The organism is Nocardioides asiaticus (assembly GCF_040049175.1).
GTDB classification, from domain to species: domain Bacteria; phylum Actinomycetota; class Actinomycetes; order Propionibacteriales; family Nocardioidaceae; genus Nocardioides; species Nocardioides cheoyonin.
Genome location: NZ_JBDZDM010000001.1, coordinates 506,361 through 527,827, shown reverse-complemented (window position 1 = coordinate 527,827; position 21,467 = coordinate 506,361). Strand labels below are relative to the sequence as shown.

Sequence of the window (21,467 nt, the reverse complement as noted above, 5' to 3'; positions counted from 1 at the left end):
CCGATTGCGCGCCGTCGCGCTGGGTCTGTCCGGCCGGTCGTCATGGCAGCAACGAGGTCTTGAAGTCGACGCTGGCCGCGATGCTGCCCTTGTCGAGCACCCGCACCGTGCCGCTGCGTCCGCGCTGGCTGGAGGGCTGGACGTAGACGTCGAGCGAGATCACCAGCGTGTCGCCGGATGGTGGATCGAAGCTCAGCCGCCACCACGTGCCGTCCCGGGTCTCCTGCGACGGCTCGGGGGAGATTCCTTGCGACTCGAAGATGTCGAAGTAGGCACCGCTGGCCTCGACGACCACCGGTCCGGAGAAGCCGCCCGGGTGGGTGACGGTGACCTGCCAGGGGACGTCGAGCCCGGCGCGTGCGATCCGGGGATAGTGCAACGAGAGCCGGTAGCCGTCCGCGCTTGCGGAGGTCGTCGCGGCACGAACCCCCAGGACGCCGCACAGCCCCGCGACCACGAACCCGAAGATGACCAGCAGGAAGACCCGACGCGACCATGCCGCGAGCCGGTGCCGGGTCCCGGTGGTGACATCGTCGAGTGACGAATCAGGGGCCTCCACGCAGAAAGGCAACCACGCCGAGCGCCACCGAGGTCGCTGCTGCGTCGCGTGTCGCGCCAGATCGATGCTCGCTGCCGTCACGTCGACGCGGACGTCCTCCGGTGGTCACAGGGAGATCACAGTGGCGACCGAGAGCCGCCCCAGCGGCGCTGGAGACGCTGGGCCTCCGAGGTCGAGCAGCCGGAGGTCACCATGGACAGCGTCCCTTGCGTCATCACCCGACCCGTCGCCGCGACTCCCCAGCGCGACGACGTCCCGACCGTCGGCATCGCGCCCGCGCTGCCGGTGCTCTTCACCGATCGCCTCGTGGTCGGCGACGAGCCCGGCCACGTCTGGTACCGCGTCCCTTCGCCGGCGAAGTAGCAGCGGACCCTGCGACCCGCTGCTCCCGCTACGGACTGGGCGCGGTGAAGTCGGTCGGGTCGAGGTAACCCTCGATCGCGTGCATCGCGTCGGCCCACATCGGTCCGGCGAATCCCGACCCGGACGGGTCGTGGTAGGTGCCGGCGACGGTGATGCTGCCGAGCGGGATCGGCGTACCGGCCTGGTTGGCGCCGGCGATCATGGCCGCGGTGGCGATCTGCGGCGTGTAGCCCATGAACCAGACGGACTTGCCGTCCTGGGTGGTGCCGGTCTTGCCGGCCGACGGGATCGTCTGACCGGTGTCCGGGTCGGAGAGGTTGGTGCCGTTCGAGTAGCCGAACCCGCCCGGCTCCTGGACGCCGCGCAGGACGTCGTTGACCGAGTCGGCGGTCGACTCCGGCATCACCTGGGTGCACTTCTTGTGGTAGGTGCGTACGACGTCGCCGGAGGCGTCGAGGATCTTGGTCACCGGGTGGGGCTCGCAGTATGTCCCGCGGGCGGCGAACGTGGCGTACGCGCCGGCCATCTCGAGCGGGCTGACGTCGGCGATGCCCAGGGTGAAGGTGGGGTAGCGCTCGGTGGCCGGATCGGTCAGCTCGATGCCCATCGACTTGGCCAGCTCGTACGGCTTGCAGACCCCGGTCTTCTCCTCGAGCTGCGCGAAGTAGGTGTTGACCGACTCCCGCGTCGCCTTGTAGGCGTCCATGACGCCGTCGATGGTGGAGTTGCTGACCGTCCAGTAGCCGCTGTACGGCGAGGAGCCGGCGCAGTTGGCGTAGCTGCTCTCCGGGATCGTCATCGTGTGCTGGGCGTTGAACGTCGTCGAGAGCGGGATTCCCTGGTTGAGCGCGGACGCGAGCGTGAACACCTTGAAGGTCGAGCCTGCCTGGAACCCGGGCGCGTTGCCGACCTCCTTGGGGATCGTGTAGTCGATGTAGGTCTCGCCCTTCTTGGTGTCGGCGCCCATCGGCCGGGACTGCGCCAGCGCGAGGACGTTGCCGGTGCCGGGCTCGACCTCGGCGATGGCGCCGATCGCCTGGTCGGTGGACCACACGTGGCTCTTCACCGACGTGGCGGCGGCGTTCTGGAAGGCCGGGCGCAGCGTGGTCTGGATGGTCAGGCCACCGGAGTACAGCAGCTTCTTGCGCGCCTCGCGGGTATCGCCGAGGGCGTCGTCCTGGAGCAGGTAGTTCACGACGTAGTCGCAGAACCACGGCGCGGTGGAGTTCACGCAGCCGTTCCGGCTGGTGGTCACGTGGAGCCCCAGGCCCCGCTTCGACAGCTTGTCGGCCTTCGCCTGCGGGATGACGTGGAGCTCCGCCATGCGGTCGAGCACCACGTTGCGCCGGGCGATGGCCGCGTCGGGGTACGACGTGGGGTTGTAGCCGCTGGGGTTCTTCACCAGGCCCGCGAGGGTGGCCGACTGGCGCCAGTTCAGCTCGTCGGCGTCGACGCCGAAGTAGTGCTTGGCGGCGGCCTGGATGCCGTAGGCCCCGTCCCCGAAGTACGCCGCGTTGAGGTAGTGCTCGAGGATCCAGTCCTTGCTGTGGTTCTGCTCGAGCGCGACGGCGTAGCGCAGCTCCTTCAGCTTGCGGGCGTAGCTGTCAGCGGTCGCCGCCTTCTGCTGTGCCTTGGTCTTCGCGTTGTAGAGCAGCGTCATCTTCACCAGCTGCTGGGTGATCGACGACCCGCCCTGGACGACGCCGTCGTTGGCCTCGTTGGTGATGAACGCCCGCAGGGTGCCTTCGAGGTCCAGCGCGCCGTGCTGGTAGAAGCGGTAGTCCTCGATCGCGAGGATCGCCTTGACCATCTTGCGGGAGATCTGGCCCAGGGGGCGATAGACGCGGTTCTGGTCGTACAGGTTCGTGATCAGGTCGCCCTTGGCGTCCAGGATCTTCGTCGTCTGGGCGAGGTCACCGACCTCGAAGTCGGCCGGCAGGTTCTGCACGGCCTTGGCGGCATCCCGGGCGCTGAGCCCGACGAGACCGGCGACCGGAGCGATCAGGCCCGCCGTCACCACGCCGAGCACACCGGCTACGACGCACATCATGAGGAGCTGCCTGGGCACCCTGCCCGCGGCGAGGAACGGGCTCAGCATCGTCGGGACCTCACCTCCGCTGTCGGTCATCGGTCGTGTGGGACTGGCCTGACGCTAAGGACCGGCTCTATGTCCCTGCTGTGCAGACGCCCAGGAGTGCCGACGAGTTGCGTCGGAGCGCTCAGTGGCGGGCTGCCGGACGCACAGCGCCCGCACAGGGGCGGTGGCTAGCGTGGCGCGGCCATCCTCGGCTCCCAGACCTACCAGAAGGCCCCACCTGTGCTCAGACGTTTCAGTCCCTCCGCGGTCGCCCTGATCTCCGCCCTCCTGCTACCGGCCCTCGCGGCCTGCGGCGGAGGCGCGAACGACGACGCCGACCCGGCCGGGGGAGGAGGGCTCTCTGCGGTCTCCTTCACCGGCAAGGTCGGCGACAGCCTCAAGGCGACCTGGCACGCCAAGCTCGCCAAGCCGAAGTCGACCACCGTCACGACCCTGGTGAAGGGGACGGGCGCGAAGGTCGCCAGCGGCGACGCGGTCAGCACCTACCTCTGGCTCGCCGACGGCACGACGAAGAAGGTCGCCTACAGCGACTACTCCAACGGCGCCGCCGAGTCGCTCCAGAACGACGGTCAGCTGGGGGACGTGTTCGACAAGATCTTCAGCGGCGCGACGTACGGCTCCCGCGTCGTCGCGGTGACCAGCGCGAAGGAGCTGCTCGGCTCCGCGTCCGCCGGCACGCAGCTGGGCATCGGAGCCAACGACAGCGTCGTCGTCGTCGCTGACCTCGTGAAGAAGGCGGCGACCTCGCCGACGCCGTCGGACGCCAAGGTGCACGACGTGCCGGCGAGCGAGATGCCGAAGGTCGTCGTGAAGAAGGGGAAGCCCACGGGGCTCACTTGGACCGGCATCGACAAGCCCGCGCTGACCACGCCCGTCCGCCGCGTCATCCTGAAGCGGGGCAGCGGTGCGACGGTGAAGGCGTCGGACACGGTGACCGTCAACTACCTCGGTGAGACCTACCAGGCGAAGAAGCCGTTCGGCGAGAGCTACACGACGAAGACCTTCACCCAGTCGCTGAGCGGCCTCATCCAGGGCTGGAGGATCGGCTTGTCCGGTGTGAAGGTCGGCAGCCGGGTCCTGCTGGAGATCCCGCCGGCGTACGGCTACGGAGCGCAGGGGAGCGGGTCCGCGATCCCGGGCAACGCGACGCTGTGGTTCGTGATCGACGTCGTCAAGGCGAAGTAGCGACCGCCAGGCCCACCTGAGCGGTCCGTGAGGCGGTACGGCGTACGCCGTACCGCCTCAGGCGCACAACCCGTTCTCGGCGGCCTGCTGCTTGGAGGACTTGCCGGGCTTCTTGGCGCTGATGGCACCGGACCCGAGCCGCTTGCCGAGCGGCTGGTCCTGGCTCATCCGCTTCCACAGGCGCTTGGCGGAGGGGAGGATCCGCAGGCGGCCCCAGTTGGGGCTGTCCTGCGAGTAGGCCACGTTCGGCACCGTCGTGAACTTCACGTGCGCGAGGTCGGCGTCCTTGAGCTGGGTGGCGAGGTCGACGAGGTCGCTGACGTGGTCGACGTCGGTGGTGATCGACTGGGTGAGCTCGTTGGCGAACCGGTAGAGCCGGTCCGGCCTGGTGAGCATGCCGGCCGAGACGACCTTGTTGATCATCTGGGCGATGAAGTACTGCTGCCGCTTCATCCGGCCGAGGTCCGAGTTCGGGGTGGAGTAGCGCTCGCGCACGTAGTTGAGCGCCTGCTGGTCCTTGAGGTTGTGGGTGCCGGCCGGAAGGTGGATGTTGTGGGCGCTGTCGTCGACCTCCTCCGGGATGCAGACGGTGACCCCCCCGATCGCGTTGACCATCCCCTTGAAGCCGGCGAAGTCGAGCGCGATGTAGTGGTCGATGTGCAGCCCCGTCAGCAGCTCGACCTGCTTGGCGGTGCAGCCGGCGCCGCCGAGCGCGTACGCCGCGTTCCACATCGCGGCCCGGGAGCCCGGGATCTCGTCGCCGGCCTCCGTGGTGCACGCGGGCCGGCGTACGAGGGCGTCACGGGGGATCGAGACGCCGTACGCCGACTTCCGGTCCGCGGCCACGTGGAGCAGGATCGTGGTGTCCGAGCCGCCCTCGCCCGACTCCTTGTCGATGCCGCAGCCGTCGCAGTTCCTGGAGTCGGTGCCGAGCAGCAGGATGTTGAGCGGCTGGTCGGACTGCCCCGCCTTCCGCTGTGCCTCCGGCACCAGGTGGTCGATGTCCTGCCCACGGCGCAGGTTGCCGTCGAGGTGGCGGTAGAGGAAGAAGACGGCGAGTCCCGTGACGAGGGCGAGCACGACCAGCGTCACGGTGACCGTCTTCAGCACGGTGCGGCGGTTCGCCGCGAGCTGCCCGGTCGAGTCAGAGGCGAGGGGCATGTCCGGATCCTTCCAGCATCGGCTGAGAGATCGATGAAGAACCAACCGGATTCGTTGCCTGTGTCGCGCAGATCTTGCGGAGCAGCCGTGTCCGATTCCCGCGAGAGCCTGTCGGTGGCGGGGTGGATGATGGGGACATGACCAGTCCGGAGACCACCGCCGCAGGACTCGACCGCGAGTCCTGCTACCGCGCGGTGAAGTCCCGCGACCGGCGCTTCGACGGGGTCTTCTACACCGCCGTGCGCACGACCGGGATCTACTGCCGGCCCTCCTGCCCGGCGCGTACGCCGGCGTACGCCCACGTGACGTTCCACCGCACCGCGGCCGCCGCCCAGGCGGCCGGCTACCGCGCCTGCAAGCGGTGCCAGCCCGACGCGACGCCCGGCAGTCCGGACTGGGACGTCGTGGCGACGGCGGCCGGCCGGGCGATGCGGCTCATCGCGGACGGCGTCGTCGACCGCGAGGGCGTGGAGGGTCTGGCCCGGCGGGTGGGCTACTCCGCGCGCCATCTGACCCGGCTGCTCACCGCCGAGCTGGGCGCCGGACCGCTGGCACTCGCCCGCGCCCGCCGCGCGCAGACCGCCCGGACACTCGTCGAGACGACCGATCTCGGCTTCGCCGACATCGCGTTCGCGGCGGGCTTCACCAGCGTGCGGCAGTTCAACGACACCGTCCGCGAGGTCTACGCCGCCACGCCGACCGAGCTGCGCGGGCGCCGTCGCGCCCCGCGGGCCGCCGACGGCACGGTCGCGATGCGCCTCGCCGTCCGCACCCCGTTCGCCGGCCGCGCCCTGCACGCCTTCCTCCGCGACCACCTCGTGCCGGGGGTGGAGGCCGCCGGTGACGGCTGGTTCGCGCGCACGCTCGACCTCCCGCACGGGCCCGGCACGGTGCGGCTCGAGCTCGCCGACCTGTCGACGGTGGGGGAGACCGGCTTCGTGCGCGCCACGTTCCGGCTCGCCGACCTGCGCGACATGGGTGCCGCGGTGGAGCGGGCCCGGCGGCTCGTCGACGCCGACTGCGACCCCTGCGCCGTCGGGGAGGCGTTCGCCGGCGACACGGTCATCGGGCGCCTGGCCCGCTGTGTGCGGGGCCTGCGCGTCCCCGGCAGCGTCGACGGCGCCGAGCTCGCCGTACGCACCGTGGTCGGGCAGCAGGTCAGCGTCGCCGGCGCCCAGACCGTCCTCGGCCGGATCGTCGCCGCCCACGGCACGCCCGTCGAGACCGGCCCCGAGCTGAGCGCCGCCGGCCTCACCCACCTCTTCCCCTCGCCGGCGACGCTCGCGGAGGTCGACCCGACCTCCCTCCCGATGCCGCGCGCCCGCGGCCGTACGATCGCCACCCTCGCATCGGCCGTCGCGGGCGGCGAGCTCGCCCTCGACCGCGGCGCCGACCGCGACGACGTACGCCGTCGGATGCTGGCACTGCCCGGCGTCGGGCCCTGGACCGCCGACTACGTCGCGCTGCGCGCGCTCGGCCACCCCGACGTGTTCCTGCCGACCGACGTCGGCATCAGACGCGCACTCGCCGCGCTCGGGGCGGCGGACGTCGAGCCGGCCCGCTGGCGGCCGTGGCGCTCCTACGCCCTGCTCTACCTGTGGACCTCACTCTCACCCGATCTCACCCACCCGGAGATGCCCTGATGTGGACGATCATCGACTCACCTGTCGGACAGCTGCGGCTCGTCGAGCGCCACGGCTCGATCACCGCCATCGACTTCCACCCCTTCACCTACGCCGACGGGCGCCCGCGCGGCGACCGCGACGACACCCACCCGCTGCTCGTGGAGTGCGCGCGCCAGCTGGCCGAGTACTTCCGCGGTGAGCGCACCGACTTCGACCTCCCCCTTGCGCCCGCCGGGACCGAGTTCCAGCAGCGGGTGTGGAAGGAGCTGCTCTCCGTCGGCTACGGCCGCACGGCGTCGTACGGCCAGATCGCCGGCCGCCTCGGCCTCACCGGTCACGGCGCCCGGGCGGTCGGGCTGGCCAACGGCCGCAACCCGATCCCGATCGTCATCCCGTGCCACCGGGTGGTCGGGGCCAACGGCTCCCTGACCGGGTACGCCGGCGGCGTCGAGCGCAAGCAGCTGCTGCTCGACCTGGAGTGCGACTCGCTGTTCTGAGCGGCGCGTCCGCGGGCGGCGGGACGGGTCGGGTTTACTGGCCGGCGTGACCGGCTGGCAGACCCACGCGTCCCGCACCGTCTACGAGAACCCATGGATCCGGGTGCGCGAGGACGAGGTGACCCGCCCGGACGGCAGCGACGGGATCTACGGGGTCGTGGAGCTGCAGCATCCGGCGGCCTTCGTCGTGCCGGTGACCCACGCCGGCGAGGTGGTCCTGATCCGGATGTACCGCTACACCCTCGGCCGCGAGTCGCTCGAGGTGCCCGCCGGTGGAACCGACGGCGAGGACCTGCTCACCGCCGCGATGCGCGAGCTGCGCGAGGAGACCGGGTACGCCGCCGCCGACTGGGAGCAGCTGGGCCTGATGCACGCGAACGACGGGGTCGCGCACGCGCCGGCGTACGTCTTCCTGGCGCGTGGTCTGTCTCTCGCTGACGAGGCGCACGAGATGGCCGAGGAGGGGATCAGCGAGGTCCTCACCGTGCCGTGGCCCAGGGTCCTCGAGCTCATCACGTCCGGCGAGCTGCACGACTCGGAGTCCATCGCCGCGCTGGCGTACGCCGCGATCGCGCTGGGCCGGATGACGTGACGCGGGGAGCGTGCGGGAGGATCAGGCGTGAGCAAGAGCCGTGAGTCGAGGTCCTTCCCGACCGAGTCGGGCGTCCCGCCCCAGGTCGGCCCCTTCTCCCACGCGACCAGATGGGGAGACCTGCTGTTCGTCACCGGCCAGATGCCGACCGACCCCGCGACCGGCGAGCTGGTCGAGGGTGACGTGGTCGCGCAGGCGCGACAGGTGCTGGCGAACCTCGCCGCGGTGCTCGCGCACTACGGCGCCACGCTCGACGACTCGCTGATGGTGCGGGTCTACCTCACCGACTTCGACGACTTCGACCGGTTCAACGCGGAGTACCGAACCTGGTTCTCCGAGCCGCTCCCGAGCCGCACCTGCGTCGGGGTCACCGGGCTTGCCGTCGGCGCGGCCGTGGAGATCGACCTGGTGGTCGGGCTCTGCTCTTGAGCGGCTGGTAGACGCCTCACTCCGCGGCCGTGATGGCACCGGCACCGAACGGACCCAGCGGCCTGTCCCGTATGACCCGACGCCACAGTCGCGAGGCGGCCGGTGTGAAGGCAAGGCGGCCCCAGTTCGGGTCGCCCTTGGGAAACGCGATGGTCGGCGCCGTGACGAACTGGATGCCGGTGAGTTTGGCGTGCCTGAGCGAGGTGGCTAGTTTGACCAGCGCGGGGACGCGGGCCAACTCTGGGTCGGTGCGGAGGGAGCCAGTGAGGGCATCCGCGAAGCGGTAGAGGCGAACCGGTCGGGCAAGCGTGCCGGCCGAGAGCACCTTGCGCGTCAGCGAGGCGATGAATGCCTGCTGCCTCCGCAGTCGGCCGAGGTCCGAGCCGTCGCCGACCGCGTGCCGCTCACGGACGTAATCTAGCGCGCGGACGCCGCCCAGCGTCTGTGTGCCAGCGGCGAAGTGGATGTGGGCGAAGTGGTCGTCGATCTCCGTCGGGATGTGGACGCGCACGCCGCCGACGGCGTCGACCATGCCCTTGAACCCGCCCATGTCGAGCGTGACGTAGTCGTCGATGCGGATGCCGGTCACCGCCTCCACTTGCTCGACCGTGCACTCCGGACCGCCGAGCGAGTACGCGGCGTTGAACATGGCACGCCGCGCTCCCGGGATCACCGGGCCGTCCTCGGGATGGCAGTCAGGGCGGTCGACGAGCACATCCCGTGGGAGCGAGATGGCGTACGCCGACCTGCGGCCGTCCCGCACGTGAATGAGGATCGTCGTGTCGGATCCGTCCTCGCCCTTCTCCTTGTCGATCGCGCAGCCCGCGCACTGCCGAGTGTCGGAGCCCATCGCGAGAATGTTGAGCGCGGAGTCCGGGAGGTCGGGATGGGATCTCGGAGCGTGGTGGTGAATCCGGTCGCCCGCCTGGATGCGGTGATCGAGGTGCCGATAAGCTACGTACACGCCTGTGGCGGTCGCAGCGGCGAGGACGACCAGTGTCACCACGATCGTCGTCAGGACGGCCCGTCGGCTGGCCTGCCCGGTCTCCGAGACGAGTGGCATGGCCGCATCCTCGCACCCTACTGGCCCCGTCTGCCATGGTGACGAGGCCGTCGCGGCCGACGGCCTCGCCCTCGGGGGCCTTACTCCGCGGCGGCGCGGCGCAGCGACTCGGAGAGCCGGTCGGCGGCGGCGAGGACCGCCGGCGCGTGCATCTTGCCGGGCTGGCGGGTGAGCCGCTCGAGCGGACCGGAGACGGAGACGGCGGCGATGACCTTGCCGCCGGGCGAGCGCACCGGGGCCGACACGGAGGCGACGCCCGCCTCGCGCTCGCCGACCGACTGGGCCCAGCCGCGACGGCGGATACCGGAGAGGGCGGCGGCGGAGTAGGCGGCGTTCTGCAGGCCGCGGTGCATGCGCTCGGGGTCCTCCCAGGCGAGCAGGACCTGTGCGGCCGAGCCGGCGCGCATGGTGAGCTGGGAGCCGACCGGGATGGTGTCGCGCAGGCCGGAGGGGCGCTCGGCGGCCGCGACGCAGACGCGGTAGTCGCCCTGCCGGCGCCACAGCTGGGCGGACTCGCCGGTGATGTCGCGCAGCCGCGCGAGCACGGGGCCGGCGGTGGCGAGCAGCCGGTCCTCGCCGGCCGCGGCGGAGAGCTCGGCCAGGCGGGGGCCGAGGACGAAGCGGCCTTGCATGTCGCGCGCGACGAGCCGGTGGTGCTCGAGCGCCACCGCGAGACGGTGGGCCGTCGGTCGGGCCAGCCCGGTGCCGGCGACGAGCCCGGCGAGGGTGGCGGGGCCCGACTCGAGGGCGGTGAGCACCAGGGCGGCCTTGTCGAGGACGCCCACTCCGCTTGAGTTGTCCATATGGCAAGACTAACTTCTCACAAACTGAGATGCAATCGTACAGTCGTGTGACGTACGACGAAGGTGCGGACGCTTGACGCGCCGTCGCACCATGGACGTGCGGTCAGCGCCGATTTGCAAGTGGATGGAGATCGTCATGGGCAGGACCCTGTCGGAGAAGGTGTGGGACGAGCATGTCGTCCGGTCGACCCCAGGGGAGCCCGATCTCCTCTACATCGATCTCCACCTCATCCACGAGGTGACGAGCCCGCAGGCCTTCGAGGGCCTGCGCCTGGCCGGCCGGAAGGTCCGCCGCCCCGACCTCACGATCGCGACCGAGGACCACAACATCCCCACGGTCGACTGGGACAAGCCGATCGCCGACCCGGTCAGCCGCAAGCAGGTCGAGACGCTGCGGCAGAACGCCGAGGAGTTCGGCGTACGCCTGCATCCGCTGGGCGACGTCGAGCAGGGGATCGTCCACGTCGTGGGGCCTCAGCTCGGGCTGACCCAGCCGGGCATGACGATCGTCTGCGGCGACTCCCACACGAGCACCCACGGCGCCTTCGGCGCGATCGCGTTCGGGATCGGTACCTCCGAGGTCGAGCACGTCCTCGCCACCCAGACCCTCCCGCAGGCGCAGCCGAGGACGATGGCCGTCACCGTCAACGGCAGCCTGCCGGCCGGCGTCACCGCGAAGGACCTGATCCTCACCCTGATCTCCAAGACGGGCACGGGCGGCGGCCAGGGCCACATCGTGGAGTACCGCGGCCAGGCCATCCGCGAGCTCTCCATGGAGGCCCGGATGACGATCTGCAACATGAGCATCGAGTGGGGCGCCAAGGCCGGGCTGATCGCCCCCGACGAGACGACGTTCGCCTACATCGAGGGCCGCCCGGAGGCGCCGAAGGGCGCGGACTGGGACGCCGCCGTCGAGCACTGGAAGACGCTGGTCACCGACGAGGACGCGGTCTTCGACAAGGAGATCGTGCTCGAGGCCGAGGAGATCACGCCGTTCGTCACCTGGGGCACCAACCCGGGCCAGGGCGTGCCGCTCGGCGCGAGCGTGCCGAGCCCCGACGACTTCGAGGAGCCCGACACGCGGGTCGCCGCCGAGAAGGCGCTCGCCTACATGGACCTCGAGGCCGGCACCCCGATGCGCGAGATCAAGGTCGACACCGTCTTCCTCGGCTCCTGCACCAACGGCCGGATCGAGGACCTCCGCGCGGCCGCCGAGGTCATCAAGGGCCGCCACGTCGACGAGAACACCCGCTTCCTCGTGGTCCCGGGCTCGGCACGGGTGCGCCTGCAGGCCGAGTCCGAGGGGCTCGACATCGTCTTCAAGGAGGCGGGAGCCGAGTGGCGCGGTGCCGGCTGCTCGATGTGCCTGGGCATGAACCCCGACATCCTCCAGCCGGGCGAGCGCAGCGCCTCGACCTCCAACCGCAACTTCGAGGGCCGCCAGGGCAAGGGCGGCCGCACCCACCTCGTCTCGCCGCTGGTCGCGGCCGCGACCGCCGTACGCGGCACCCTCTCGTCCCCCGCCGACCTCGCGCCGATCGGTGGTTGAGGAGGTCGCGCTGCGACCGTCTCGAAACCACCATCACGAAGGAACTGACATGGAGAAGTTCACCACCCACACCGGCGTCGGCGTCCCGCTGCGCCGCAGCAACGTCGACACCGACCAGATCATCCCGGCGGTCTACCTCAAGCGGGTCACCCGGACCGGCTTCGAGGACGGCCTGTTCGCCGCGTGGCGCAACGACCCGACCTTCATCCTCAACAACGAGGCGTACGCCGGCGGCTCGGTCCTTGTGGCCGGCCCCGACTTCGGCACCGGCTCCTCGCGCGAGCACGCCGTCTGGGCGCTGATGGACTACGGCTTCAAGGTTGTCATCAGCCCGCGGTTCGGCGACATCTTCCGCGGCAACTCCGGCAAGGCCGGCCTGCTCGCCGCGCAGGTCGACGAGAAGGTCGTCCAGAAGCTGTGGGACTACCTCGACGACAACCCTGGCGCGGCGATCACCGTCGACCTCGAGTCGCGGACCGTGCGCGCCGGCGACGGGGTCGACGCGATCGAGGACTCCTTCGACATCGACGACTACACCCGCTGGCGGCTGCTCGAGGGGCTCGATGACATCGGCATCACGCTGTCCCACGAGGACGACATCGAGGCCTTCGAGGCCGCCCGGCCGAGCTGGAAGCCGGCGACGCTCTGAGAGCTTGCCTCTCCTGGTGGGAACTGGTGCCGTTCGGCGCGTGATCCGCTCCGCATCCCGCCGGGTGGCGCCAGTTCCGTCTCACGCGCGCACCGCCAGCTGGGTGCAGTAGCGCTCGAAGCCGAGCCCGCCAGCGATCGCTAGCGAGGCGCCGTTGGTCGTCAGCGCGCGCCAGCGGGCGAGACCGGACCGCTCGACGGCGTACGCCGTCGCGTGCCGCCCCAGCAGTCGGCCGAGCCCTCGGCCGCGCGCGTGCGGGTGGACGAGGAGCCCGACGTCGCGGGGCGCCCCGGCGAACTCGGTCAGGTTCGCGGCCGCAGCGACCTCGCCGTCCTCGACGAGCGCGAAGGCCGGATCGGCGGAGGGGTCGAGACTTTCGAAGCCGGACTCGCTCCACTCCTGCGCGGTGACCGCCGCCCGGAGGCGGGCCAGCTCGCCGGGCGCGGCCGGCGCCACGCCGTCGACCGCGCCGGGGGAGCGGTCGAGATAGGCGTGGCACGACGGTCCGATCACGCGGAGGCCGCGGCCGCCGGCGTACTCCTCCTAGGCCATCGCATCGGTCAGGCCGACCGGCACGTCGTCGAGGCCGCTGCCCGGCGGGGCGGAGACGTGCGCGACGCTGTGCCGCCAGGCGACGTACCACCCCTCGTAGTCCCCGAGCATCGAGTGGTGCCGGACCGTCGGGTCCCGCCACAGCCGATCACGGCGTACGCCGAACAGCTCGGCCCACCACTGCTCGACGAGGTCCGCGGTCCGCTCCATCCGGCCATGATCGCGGCGGCCGCGACCCGGGGCGACGGCTTTCTCACACCTGACTTCCGGTGCGCGTCATTGTGGGCGGTGACCGAGATGTCTAGCGTGCGGTGTACGTCGGGCGTTCGCTCGACCGCTCTTCGGCGAAAGGGAGATCGTGAAGAAGTCTCAGCTCATCGACTCGCTCGCGAAGCGGTTCGACGGGAACAGGAGGGCCGCCGCGCACGCGCTCGACGCTGTCGTCGACACCATCACTCGTGAGGTCGCGAAGGGGGAGAGCGTGGCCATCAAGGGGTTCGGGACCTTCGAGCGCGTCCTCGCCAAGAAGGCCCCCGCGAAGAAGGGGAAGGCCGCGAAGAAGTCGTTCGTGCCCTCCTTCGTGCCCGGCAAGGAGCTCGCCGGCGTCGTGTCCGGGAAGGTCAAGCTCCCCAAGCTGGCCGTACCCGCCAAGGCCGGCGCCTTCGCCGACATCATCGAGGAGCAGGTCAGGGAACGGCTCGCCAAGAGGGCTCCCGCGACGACCGCGAAGGCCACCCCGTCCACGCCGCGCAGGGCCACGCCGGTGAAGAAGACGAACCCGGCCGCCAAGAAGACGACCACCGCGAAGTCCACCGCCGCGAAGTCCACCGCCGCGAAGTCCACCGCCGCGAAGTCCACCGCCGCGAAGTCCACCGCCGCGAAGAAGTCCGCGGGCACGTCGACCACGGCGAAGAAGACGGCGACGCCCGCCAAGAAGACGACCGGCACGGCTGCCAAGAAGACGACCGGCACGGCTGCCAAGAAGTCCTCGACCCCCGCGAAGACCGCCTCCACCACGGCGAAGAAGACGACGGGCTCGGCCGCCAAGAAGACGACCACGCCCAGGAAGACGACCGCGAAGAGGACGACGACGGCGAAGAAGACGACCCCGAGGAAGACGACGGCGAAGAAGACGACGCCGCCGGCGTCGGCGACCCCGCCCGCGGCGCCGATGACGCCCTCGACGCCCGAGCCGGCACTGCCAGATCCGGAGACGCCGCCGACCGGCTCCTGAGCCGCGGGACGTCATACACCCCGCGGGGCGACGAGCCGCCGTCCGTATGACGTCGCGCGAAGACTAGAGCGCCACACCGGCCTGGAGGGCGGCGAGGAGCGTGCGGGGACCGAGGCCGTACGCCTTCACCGCCCGCAGGTCGTCCAGCGTGTCGACGTCGTGGCGGAGGGTCTCGAGCACGCCGTCGAGCGCGAGCGCGCCGCCTTCGTGGTGCAGCCTCGCCGAGTCCGGTCCGAAGCGCGGGGCGAAGCCGTCGTACGCCGCGGTGTAGAGCGTCGTGCCGGTGCCCACCGCGTCGACGACGTACGCCGCCGTCCCGGGCGTCACGGACGCGAGCGCCTCCTCGAGGTCGGCCGGCCGCAGGGCAGGCAGGTCCCCGCAGAGGGCGACCGGGACGAGCTCCGGCCACCGGCGGTGCGCCTCCGCGGCGGCCTGGACGAGGGCGCCGTTGAGGTCGCCGCTGACGCCGTCGGGGATGACGGCGCAGCCGAGCCGGCGTACCTCCGATGCGAAGAACGCGTCGTCGGTGGCGACGAGGACCGCCCCGACGCCGCCGGCGGTGAGGCAGGCCTCGGCGGTGTCGAGCGCGAAGGCGCGCGCGAGCGCGGTGCGGGCCTCGTCGGCGAGCCCGACGAGGCGCGACTTGCCGCGGGCCGGGGGCTTGACGGGGAGCAGGACGGCGTGGGTCGGGGCAGGCCCGGTCCGGGGCGCCTGCGAGGAGCTGGGCATCACCGATGATCCTGACACGCCACCGCAGGCGTCGGCTGCCGAGGGACCGGTAGCCTGCAGCCGTGGGTAAGTACCGGAAGCTTCAGCACAAGCGAGGGTGGGCGTGGACGCTCGCCGTCGGCGTCGTCAAGCCCGTCCTGCTCGCCACTACGAGGCAGCAGTGGGAGGGCGGGGAGAAGATCCCGGAGACCGGTGGCGCCATCCTCGCGCTCAACCACGTCTCCCACATCGACCCGCTGACCGCCGCCCACATCACCTGGGACTACGGCCGCGAGTCGCGCTACCTCGCCAAGTCGGGGCTGTTCAAGAACAAGTACTTCGCCCACTTCCTCCGCTCCGCCGGCCAGATCCCCGTCGACCGCGGTGCCGGCGCCGGGTCCCTGAACGAGGCGATCGAGGCGGTCAAGAAGGGCGAGCTGGTGGTCGTGTACGTCGAGGGCTCGATCACCAAGGACCCCGAGGGCTGGCCGATGAAGGGCAAGACCGGCGCCGCCCGGATCGCGCTCGAGACCGGCTGCCCGGTGATCCCGGTCGGGCAGTGGGGCGCCCAGGAGCTGCTGCCGGCGTACTCCACCAAGCCCAACCTCAAGGGCCGCAAGCTGATCAGGATGAAGGTCGGCGACCCCGTCGACCTCAAGGACCTCGAGGTCCAAGAGCACACGAACGCCGTCATCAACGAGGCGACCGACCGGATCATGAAGGCGATCGTGGCCCTGGTCGGTGAGGTCCGCGGCGAGGATCCGCCGGCGGAGCTCTACGACCCGCGCAAGCACGGCGTGAGCGCGACCGGCAACCCCAACAGGAAGCGGTCCACCGGAGAAACCGCGTGACGGCGAAGGTCGCCGTCTTCGGTGCCGGCTCGTGGGGCACCGCGTTCTCGATCGTGCTGGCCGACGCCGGCAACGAGGTCACGCTCTGGGCGCGCCGCGAGGAGCTCGCGGAGGCGATCAACAAGGAGCACGAGAACGCCGAGTACCACCCCGGCGTACGCCTGCCGGAGGCGGTCACCGCGACCCACGACGTCGAGAAGGCGGTGTACGCCGCCGACCTGGTCGTCTTCGCGACGCCGTCGCAGACGCTGCGCAGCAACCTGACGGAGTGGGCGCCGTACCTCCCGAAGGGGGCGCCGCTCGTCTCGCTCATGAAGGGCGTCGAGCTCGGCACGCTGGAGCGGATGAGCGAGGTGATCGCCCACGTCACCGGCGCCGCCCCGGAGCGGATCGCCGTCGTCAGCGGTCCCAACCTCTCGCCCGAGATCGCCCGCCGTGAGCCCGCGGCCGGGGTCGTCGCCTCCGCGGACGAGCAGCTCGCGAAGGCGATCCAGGACCGGATCCACAGCCCGGCCTTCCGGCCCTACACCTCCACCGACGTCATCGGCTGCGAGCTCGGCGGCGCCTACAAGAACGTCGTCGGCATCGCGGTCGGGATGGCGGCCGGCCTCGGCTTCGGCGACAACACCCGGTCCTCCCTCATCACCCGTGGCCTCGCGGAGACCGCCCGGCTGGCGACCAACCTCGGCGCGAACCCCATCACCCTGATGGGCCTCGCCGGGCTCGGCGACCTCGTCGCCACCTGCTCCTCGCCGCTCTCGCGGAACCGGACGTACGGCGAGAAGCTCGGCCGCGGCATGACCACCGAGGAGATCCTCGCCTCGTCCCACCAGGTCGCCGAGGGCGCCAAGTCGAGCCACTCGCTGCGCGAGCTCGCCGCTCGCCAGGGCGTCGACGCGCCGCTCGCGGTGTACGTCGACCAGGTGGTCTCGGGGGAGAAGACCGTCGCCGCGGTGATGGACGAGATGCTCGAGCGGCCGACGAAGGCCGAGACGGACTGACGCTCGGGCCCTCAGGCCGCGACCAGCTCCTCCGTCGCCTCGTCGGCGCCCGCCGCCGCACGAGCGGGCCGAAGGAACACGAACCCGACGACAGCGGCGAGGAGGGCGAACCCGGCGCCGCCGGCGAAGCCCCACTGGAAGCCGCCGTCGAGCGCGGCGACCGGGTCGGTGCCGCCGGCGGCCAGCGCCTCGGTGTGGCTGGTGGCGACGCTGACCAGCACCGCCAGCCCGAGTGCGCCGCCGAGCGAGAAGGAGGTGTTGGCCAGGCCGGACGCGAGCCCGGCCTCCTCGGGCGGCACCTCGCTCATCGCGACCAGCAGCACGGGGCTGAGCGCGAGGCCCGCCCCGAGCCCGGAGAGGACCATCGCCGGGAGGACGTCGGTCGCGTAGTGGCCGTCGACCGGCGCCAGCGCGAGCAGCCCGAGCCCGACCGCGACCAGGGTGAGCCCCGCGGTCATCGGGGCCCGCGGCCCGTACCGCATGACGATCCCGCCCGACCAGCGCAGCGACACGTACGCCATCGCGACGCAGGTCGGCAGGAACGCCAGCCCGACCTCGACGGCGCTGTAGCGCAGGACCTGCTGGAGGTAGAGCGAGGCGAGGTAGAAGGTCGCGAACATCGCGCCCGACCACAGGATGCCGACGACCTGCGCGACGACCAGGCTCCGGATGCGGAACATCCGCAGCGGCATCAGCGGGTGGGTGGCGCGCGCCTCCCAGCCGACGAAGGCGGCGAGCAGGACGGCACCGGAGGCGAGTACGCCGAGGGTCCGCCCGGAGGCCCAGCCGTGCTCGGAACCGCCGACGACGGCGTACACCACCAGCACCAGGGCCGACGTCACCAGCACCGCGCCGGGGACGTCGAGCCTCGTACGGGCGGCGGGCCGCCGGTCCTTCGGCAGGACCCGGGCGCCGAGGACGCCGACGGCGAGCCCGATCGGGACGTTCACGAGGAAGACCCAGTGCCAGGTCAGGAAGCCGGTGAGCACGCCGCCGAGGAGCACGCCGACGGCGCCGCCGCCCGACATCACGAAGCCGTAGAAGGCCATCGCCTTCGCCCGCTCGGCCGCGTCGTCGAAGAGCGCGGTGATGAGGGCCAGCGCGACGGCCGAGACGAACGCGCCGGCCACGCCCTGCAGCCCGCGGCCGCCGACGAGCGCACCGGCCTGGGGCGCCGCGGCGCACAGCGCGCTGGCGGCGGTGAACGCGACCACGGCGCCGAGGAAGACCCGGCGGTTGCCGAACAGGTCGCCGAGCCGGCCGCCGAGCAGCAGGAAGCCGCCGAAGGTCAGCATGTAGGCGTTGAGCACCCACGCCAGCGCCGACGGCGAGAAGCCGAGGTCGCCCTGGATGGCGGGCAGCGCGACGTTCACGATGTTGGTGTCGAGGACGATCATCAGGTCGCCCAGGCAGAGCACGTAGAGCGCCAGCCAGCGGGCCTTCGTCGAGTTCATGTCGGTCTCCTTGTCGAGGTCTCTCACGAGGACCACGAAGCCGGGAGGCCGGATTCGACAGGACGGCCCGGAAATCCCCTAGAGCCCGTCGAGCGCGCCCTTCAGGTCCGCCCACAGGTCGTCGACGTCCTCGATCCCGACCGAGAGCCGGACCAGCCCCTCGGGGATCGTGGGCGCCTCGGCCTTCCAACGGCGCCGGCGCTCGAACGTCGACTCCACCCCGCCGAGCGAGGTGGCGTGGACCCAGAGCGACGTCGCCCTGACGAGTACGTCGGCGGGGCCGGCGCCACCCGCCACGACCACCGACACCATGCCGCCCATGCCCGGGTAGCGGACCTCCTCGATGCGCGGGTGCTCGGCGAGCCGCCGGGCCAGCTCGGCGGCGTTGGCGGAGGCCCGCTCGACGCGGAGCGGCAGGGTCCGCAGGCCGCGCAGGGCGAGCCACGCCTCGAACGGGCCGGGGATCGCGCCGGTGAGGTCACGCCGGCCCTTGAGGACGTCGTACAGGCTCGGTTCGGCGACGACGATCGCGCCCATGAGCACGTCGGAGTGACCGGCGATGTACTTCGTCGCGGAGTGGACCACGATGTCGGCGCCGAGGGCGAGCGGGTTCTGCAGGACCGGGGTGGCGAAGGTGTTGTCGACGACGACCTGTGCGCCCGCGGCGCGGGCGGCGGCGACGATCGCGGGGATGTCGGCGACCTCCATCGCGGGGTTGGTCGGCGACTCGAACCACACCAGCGCGGTGTCCTCGTCGATCGCCTTCACGACCTCGTCGGTGTCGGTGACGTCGACCAGTCGGCTCTTGATCCGGCCGCGCGCCTCGAGGTCGGCGAGCACGCCGAGGGTGCCGAGGTAGGAGTGCCGCGCCGCGACGACCACGCTCTCCTGGCCGACCAGGTCGAGCAGCGCCGTCACCGCCGCCATGCCGCTCGAGAAGGCCAGCGCGCGACCGCCCTCGAGCGCTCCGAGGGCCTCCTCGAACGCGGTCCAGGAGTCGTTGGTGTAGCGGCCGTACTCCTTGCCACCACCCGCGACGTAGGTCGACGCCATCGTGATCGGCGTGTTGAGCGGCTGGTCGGGCTCGTGCGGCGGCCGGCCGGCGTGGACGGCGACGGTGGCGGGCTTCAGCGGCTTCTCGGACGTCACGCCTCGACCCTAGATCAGCCCGCGCGGACGCTCCTGGCGGGTGCGGGCTCGAGCGAGAACGCCTCGATCGGGAAGGCGGCGAAGCCGAGCTCGGCGATCGCCTCGGCCGCCCGGACGTCGCCCCGGCCGGGTCCGCGCAGGACGACCCGCAGCGACCTCGGGTCGAGGCCGCACTCGACCGGCTCGCGGAGGACGTCCTCCAGCAGGGCGGCGACGCGCGCCCGCACGGTCGCGTCGGCGACCCGGACGTGCAGGACGGGGGCTGAGGTGACGATGGTCATGGCTCGGTACATGGCTCGATCGTTCCCGGATCCGGCCGCCCGGTCGTCGTACGGCGGGACCGGATCGGCCCGCCACCCGACGCGGACGCGGGCGCGTCGGGCTACTCCGTCGGGAGTACGCCGCAGCTACGGCCGAAGGCGGATGCCGCCGGCGCCGTCGCGGCCTACTGTCGGCACATGCAGAGAGTGCACGGGCGCAAGCCGCTCGTCGCCGCCGGCTTCGTCGCCGGCTGGGCGACCTCGGCGGTCATGGCGTACGCCAGCTGGCGGATGAGCCTGCAGCGGACCGCCGAGGCCGAGGCCCGTGCGGCCGAGGCGGAGCGGACCCGGGAGGAGACGGCGAAGCGGCGCGCGGTGGAGGAGCGGCTGCGGATCGCGCGCGACCTGCACGACTCACTGACCCACAGCATCTCGGTCATCAAGGTCCAGGCCGGCGTGGCGGTCCACCTCGCCGAGAAGCGCGGCGAGGAGGTCCCGCCCGCGCTCAGGGCGATCAGCGAGGCAAGCTCGGAGGCCGCGCGCGAGCTCCGGGCGACGCTCAGCGTGCTGCGCGACGGCACCGGGCCCAACCGTGGCGGCCTCACCGAGGTCGACGGCCTCGCCGCCGCCGCCCGCGAGTCGGGCGTCGCCGTACGCCTGCAGGTGGCGGGGGAGGAGCGGCCGCTGCCCGACGCGGTCGACCACACGGCGTACCGCATCGTGCAGGAGGCGCTCACCAACGTCTGCCGGCACGCGGCGCCGGGCCCGGCGACGGTGGACGTCGAGTACGCGCCGGACGCGCTGGTCGTCCGCGTCGACAACGACGGACCGGTGCTGGCCGATCGCCCGACACCGGGCTGGGGGCTGATCGGGATGCGCGAGCGGGTGACCGAGCTCGGCGGGAGGCTCGAGGCGGGCCCGCGGCCGACCGGCGGGTTCAGCGTGCGCGCCGAGCTTCCGGCACCGGCATGACCGGGGGCACGGACGGCGGTGCCCGCCGGGTGTTCGTGGAGCCGATCAGGGTCGTCCTCGCCGACGACCAGGCCCTGATCCGCAGCGGGATCCGGGCGCTGCTCGACGCCGAGGACGACATCGAGGTCGTCGCCGAGGGCGTCGACGGCGCCGAGGCCGTCCGGCTGGCCGCGGAGCACCGTCCCGACATCGTCCTCATGGACGTGCAGATGCCGGTCCTGGACGGCATCGGGGCGACCCGGCGGATCGCCGAGGACGAGGGCCTGGCCGGCGTACAGGTGGTGATGCTGACCAACTACGGCGACGACGAGTACGTCTTCGACGCGCTCCGCGCGGGCGCCAGCGGGTTCCTGCTCAAGGACACCGCGCCCGCCGACCTGCTCCAGGCGCTGCGGGTGGTGATCCGCGGCGACGCGCTGCTGTCGCCGGCGGTGACGCGGCGGCTGATCAGCGAGTTCGTCGCCCGCCCGGCCGATCTCGCCCCCGCCGACGCGCTGCGCGCCCTCACCCCGCGCGAGCTCGAGGTGACCGCTCTCGTCGCCCACGGGCTCAGCAACGACGAGATCGCGGAGCGGATGGTGCTCAGCCCGACGACCGTGAAGACCCACGTCAGCCGCGCGATGACGAAGCTCGCGGCGCGCGACCGCGCCCAGCTGGTCGTGATGGCCTACCAGTCGGGGCTGGTCGCCGGCCGCGCGGGGACGCCCTGACCG

24 protein-coding genes are annotated in these 21,467 nt (G+C 71.9%); 13 read left to right on the top strand and 11 right to left on the bottom strand.

Annotation, left to right across the window (positions count from 1 at the left end; genetic code table 11):
* Positions 1 to 40: 40 nt before the first annotated feature.
* A complete protein-coding gene (locus ABLE53_RS02545) occupies positions 41 to 559 on the bottom strand; it encodes a hypothetical protein (RefSeq protein WP_348857010.1) in 519 nt (172 codons plus the stop codon).
* Positions 560 to 751: 192 nt separating this feature from the next.
* On the opposite strand from ABLE53_RS02545, the gene ABLE53_RS02540 reads away from it, so the two are divergent.
* Positions 752 to 922 carry a hypothetical protein gene (locus ABLE53_RS02540; protein WP_348857009.1) on the top strand — a complete coding sequence of 57 codons (171 nt, stop codon included), beginning with the start codon at positions 752 to 754 and terminating at the stop codon, positions 920 to 922.
* A gap of 28 nt (positions 923 to 950) precedes the next feature.
* Here ABLE53_RS02540 and ABLE53_RS02535 read toward each other — a convergent pair whose 3' ends face one another.
* Positions 951 to 3,050 carry a transglycosylase domain-containing protein gene (locus ABLE53_RS02535; protein ID WP_348857008.1) on the bottom strand — a complete coding sequence of 700 codons (2,100 nt, stop codon included), beginning with the start codon at positions 3,048 to 3,050 and terminating at the stop codon, positions 951 to 953.
* A gap of 189 nt (positions 3,051 to 3,239) precedes the next feature.
* On the opposite strand from ABLE53_RS02535, the gene ABLE53_RS02530 reads away from it, so the two are divergent.
* Positions 3,240 to 4,205, top strand: a complete 966-nt coding sequence (locus tag ABLE53_RS02530; RefSeq protein WP_348857006.1) for an FKBP-type peptidyl-prolyl cis-trans isomerase — start codon at positions 3,240 to 3,242, stop codon at positions 4,203 to 4,205.
* A gap of 57 nt (positions 4,206 to 4,262) precedes the next feature.
* Here the strand turns inward: ABLE53_RS02530 and ABLE53_RS02525 are convergent, their stop codons facing one another.
* The gene (locus ABLE53_RS02525) at positions 4,263 to 5,366 is read right to left on the bottom strand and encodes an LCP family protein (RefSeq protein ID WP_348857005.1); all 1,104 of its coding nucleotides are present in this window, start codon (positions 5,364 to 5,366) and stop codon (positions 4,263 to 4,265) included.
* A 137-nt stretch (positions 5,367 to 5,503) separates the two neighbouring features.
* Here ABLE53_RS02525 and ABLE53_RS02520 point away from each other — a divergent pair, with 137 nt between their 5' ends.
* Genes ABLE53_RS02520 through ABLE53_RS02505 form a run of 4 tightly spaced genes read left to right on the top strand, consistent with a single transcriptional unit; the run spans position 5,504 to position 8,509 of the window.
* Entirely contained in the window at positions 5,504 to 7,009 is a 1,506-nt protein-coding gene (locus tag ABLE53_RS02520; RefSeq protein WP_348857004.1) for an Ada metal-binding domain-containing protein, read from the top strand.
* Positions 7,009 to 7,488 (top strand): methylated-DNA--[protein]-cysteine S-methyltransferase, encoded by a 480-nt coding sequence (locus ABLE53_RS02515; protein WP_348857003.1) that lies wholly within the window; start codon positions 7,009 to 7,011, stop codon positions 7,486 to 7,488. The genes ABLE53_RS02520 and ABLE53_RS02515 overlap by 1 nt, the downstream gene beginning before the upstream one ends.
* A 46-nt stretch (positions 7,489 to 7,534) precedes the next feature.
* Positions 7,535 to 8,080 (top strand): NUDIX domain-containing protein, encoded by a 546-nt coding sequence (locus tag ABLE53_RS02510; protein ID WP_348857002.1) that lies wholly within the window; start codon positions 7,535 to 7,537, stop codon positions 8,078 to 8,080.
* 27 nt (positions 8,081 to 8,107) lie between these two features.
* Positions 8,108 to 8,509 carry a RidA family protein gene (locus ABLE53_RS02505; protein WP_348857001.1) on the top strand — a complete coding sequence of 134 codons (402 nt, stop codon included), beginning with the start codon at positions 8,108 to 8,110 and terminating at the stop codon, positions 8,507 to 8,509.
* 16 nt (positions 8,510 to 8,525) lie between these two features.
* Here ABLE53_RS02505 and ABLE53_RS02500 read toward each other — a convergent pair whose 3' ends face one another.
* Together ABLE53_RS02500 and ABLE53_RS02495 are read right to left on the bottom strand one after the other, a co-directional pair.
* Positions 8,526 to 9,572 (bottom strand): LCP family protein, encoded by a 1,047-nt coding sequence (locus tag ABLE53_RS02500; protein ID WP_348857000.1) that lies wholly within the window; start codon positions 9,570 to 9,572, stop codon positions 8,526 to 8,528.
* Positions 9,573 to 9,652: 80 nt separating this feature from the next.
* Positions 9,653 to 10,375 carry an IclR family transcriptional regulator gene (locus ABLE53_RS02495; protein ID WP_348856999.1) on the bottom strand — a complete coding sequence of 241 codons (723 nt, stop codon included), beginning with the start codon at positions 10,373 to 10,375 and terminating at the stop codon, positions 9,653 to 9,655.
* A gap of 136 nt (positions 10,376 to 10,511) precedes the next feature.
* On the opposite strand from ABLE53_RS02495, the gene leuC reads away from it, so the two are divergent.
* Together leuC and leuD are read left to right on the top strand one after the other, a co-directional pair.
* Positions 10,512 to 11,924, top strand: a complete 1,413-nt coding sequence (gene leuC, locus ABLE53_RS02490) for a 3-isopropylmalate dehydratase large subunit (protein ID WP_348856998.1) — start codon at positions 10,512 to 10,514, stop codon at positions 11,922 to 11,924.
* 49 nt (positions 11,925 to 11,973) lie between these two features.
* Entirely contained in the window at positions 11,974 to 12,573 is a 600-nt protein-coding gene (gene leuD / locus ABLE53_RS02485; RefSeq protein WP_348856997.1) for a 3-isopropylmalate dehydratase small subunit, read from the top strand.
* A gap of 81 nt (positions 12,574 to 12,654) precedes the next feature.
* Here leuD and ABLE53_RS02480 read toward each other — a convergent pair whose 3' ends face one another.
* Positions 12,655 to 13,086, bottom strand: coding sequence for a GNAT family N-acetyltransferase (locus tag ABLE53_RS02480; RefSeq protein ID WP_348856995.1), 432 nt, complete (start codon positions 13,084 to 13,086; stop codon positions 12,655 to 12,657).
* Between the two features lie 30 nt (positions 13,087 to 13,116).
* Complete coding sequence (locus tag ABLE53_RS02475) at positions 13,117 to 13,335, bottom strand: hypothetical protein (protein ID WP_348856994.1); 219 nt, start codon at positions 13,333 to 13,335, stop codon at positions 13,117 to 13,119.
* Between the two features lie 148 nt (positions 13,336 to 13,483).
* On the opposite strand from ABLE53_RS02475, the gene ABLE53_RS02470 reads away from it, so the two are divergent.
* A complete protein-coding gene (locus ABLE53_RS02470) occupies positions 13,484 to 14,359 on the top strand; it encodes an HU family DNA-binding protein (RefSeq protein WP_348856993.1) in 876 nt (291 codons plus the stop codon).
* Positions 14,360 to 14,422: 63 nt separating this feature from the next.
* Here ABLE53_RS02470 and cofC read toward each other — a convergent pair whose 3' ends face one another.
* Positions 14,423 to 15,088 carry a 2-phospho-L-lactate guanylyltransferase gene (gene cofC / locus ABLE53_RS02465; protein WP_348856992.1) on the bottom strand — a complete coding sequence of 222 codons (666 nt, stop codon included), beginning with the start codon at positions 15,086 to 15,088 and terminating at the stop codon, positions 14,423 to 14,425.
* Between the two features lie 62 nt (positions 15,089 to 15,150).
* Here cofC and ABLE53_RS02460 point away from each other — a divergent pair, with 62 nt between their 5' ends.
* Both ABLE53_RS02460 and ABLE53_RS02455 read left to right on the top strand, forming a co-directional pair.
* On the top strand, positions 15,151 to 15,918 hold the full coding sequence (locus tag ABLE53_RS02460; protein ID WP_348856990.1) for a lysophospholipid acyltransferase family protein: 768 nt from the start codon (positions 15,151 to 15,153) through the stop codon (positions 15,916 to 15,918).
* On the top strand, positions 15,915 to 16,919 hold the full coding sequence (locus ABLE53_RS02455) for an NAD(P)H-dependent glycerol-3-phosphate dehydrogenase (RefSeq protein ID WP_348856989.1): 1,005 nt from the start codon (positions 15,915 to 15,917) through the stop codon (positions 16,917 to 16,919). The genes ABLE53_RS02460 and ABLE53_RS02455 overlap by 4 nt, the downstream gene beginning before the upstream one ends.
* Before the next feature lie 11 nt (positions 16,920 to 16,930).
* Here ABLE53_RS02455 and ABLE53_RS02450 read toward each other — a convergent pair whose 3' ends face one another.
* From ABLE53_RS02450 to ABLE53_RS02440, 3 genes are all read right to left on the bottom strand, one after another.
* On the bottom strand, positions 16,931 to 18,373 hold the full coding sequence (locus ABLE53_RS02450) for a DHA2 family efflux MFS transporter permease subunit (protein WP_348856988.1): 1,443 nt from the start codon (positions 18,371 to 18,373) through the stop codon (positions 16,931 to 16,933).
* Between the two features lie 78 nt (positions 18,374 to 18,451).
* The gene (locus ABLE53_RS02445) at positions 18,452 to 19,522 is read right to left on the bottom strand and encodes a trans-sulfuration enzyme family protein (RefSeq protein WP_348856987.1); all 1,071 of its coding nucleotides are present in this window, start codon (positions 19,520 to 19,522) and stop codon (positions 18,452 to 18,454) included.
* A gap of 14 nt (positions 19,523 to 19,536) precedes the next feature.
* Positions 19,537 to 19,815 carry a hypothetical protein gene (locus ABLE53_RS02440; protein WP_348856986.1) on the bottom strand — a complete coding sequence of 93 codons (279 nt, stop codon included), beginning with the start codon at positions 19,813 to 19,815 and terminating at the stop codon, positions 19,537 to 19,539.
* Between the two features lie 165 nt (positions 19,816 to 19,980).
* Between ABLE53_RS02440 and ABLE53_RS02435 the strand changes: the two genes are divergently transcribed.
* Entirely contained in the window at positions 19,981 to 20,754 is a 774-nt protein-coding gene (locus ABLE53_RS02435; protein ID WP_348856985.1) for a sensor histidine kinase, read from the top strand.
* Complete coding sequence (locus ABLE53_RS02430) at positions 20,751 to 21,464, top strand: response regulator (protein ID WP_348856984.1); 714 nt, start codon at positions 20,751 to 20,753, stop codon at positions 21,462 to 21,464. The genes ABLE53_RS02435 and ABLE53_RS02430 overlap by 4 nt, the downstream gene beginning before the upstream one ends.
* The last annotated feature ends 3 nt before the right edge of the window (positions 21,465 to 21,467 follow it).